Here is a 1,134-nt window from a genome sequence, read left to right on the forward strand (position 1 = left end):
TTTTGAAACGGGGATTTTGCGATGACGACAAAGCCGAGCGGTCAGTTCAGTTTTGTGGAGGCTTTGCTGCCACAGGGTCTTGGTCGGATCGGTCGGCTGGACCGGCTGTCGTCGCTGGTGAAGTGGTATCGCTTCGAGAAGATCCTGGCGCGGCTGCGCTCGCCGGCTGGGCCAGGGCGGCCTGCGTACAATTCGCTGGTGATGTTCAAGGCGCTTCTGCTGCAATCCTTGTATGGGCTGTCGGACAGCGAACTGGAGGAGGCACTCGCCGATCGGCTGTCGTTCCGCCGTTTCGTTGGGCTGACGCTCGACGAGACGGTGCCCGACCACACCACGCTCAACCGCTTTCGCAGTCTTCTGGTCGAGGCCGGGCTTCTGGAGAAGCTGTTTGGCGAACTGGACCATCAGTTGGACAAAGCCGGGCTGATCCTGCGGCGCGGCACGATGCTCGATGCCACGGTGATCGAGACGGCGGCGGCACGGCCACCCGGTGGAGCCGCGCAGGAGGTGGGCGAGGTCGGCGATCCCGATGCCGGCTTTACGCGCCGGCAGGGCAAGCCTGGCTCCTCCTACGGCTACAAGGCCCATGTCGGTGTCGACCAGGGTTCTGGTCTGATCCGCCGGGTGAGGACGACAGCGGCCAACGTCAACGACACGGTCGAAGCAGATCATCTGATCTGTGGCGACGAAGGCGCGGTGCTGGCGGATGCGGCCTACCACACCAAGGCGCGCGAACTGTCGCTGAGGCAGCGCGGGATCAAGCCGCGGCTGATGCGACGAGCCAACAAACATCATCCGCGCCTGCCGGCGCGCCTGAAGCAGTTCAACCAGCTGATCGCCCGGCAGCGCTTTGCCGTCGAGACGACCTTCGCCACCTTGAAGAACCGCATGCGACTTTGCGCCATTCGCTATCGCGGCCTGGCCAAGGCGGCAGGACAGATCCTCATCGCGGCCATGGCATTCAACATGCGCCGCTGGGTGACGCTGGCCACCTGAACCTGGGTCGCACTGCGCCCGAAATCCACCGAATACGCCAACTCCTACCCCATCCGGTCGCAAACCCGCGCCGGAAACCACTTCGCTGCGCCCCTGCCGTCTCTCCAGGCGTCCAAAGCCTAATAACGCAACAGGCCC

General features: G+C 64.2%; 1 protein-coding gene. It reads left to right on the forward strand.

Annotated features, from left to right (window positions below; translation table 11 throughout):
- Positions 1-21 precede the first annotated feature (21 nt).
- Complete coding sequence (locus ACWTU9_RS33125) at positions 22-996, forward strand: IS5 family transposase (protein ID WP_455862003.1); 975 nt, start codon at positions 22-24, stop codon at positions 994-996.
- Positions 997-1,134 lie beyond the last annotated feature (138 nt).

This window comes from Mesorhizobium sp. 128a, from assembly GCF_053848025.1.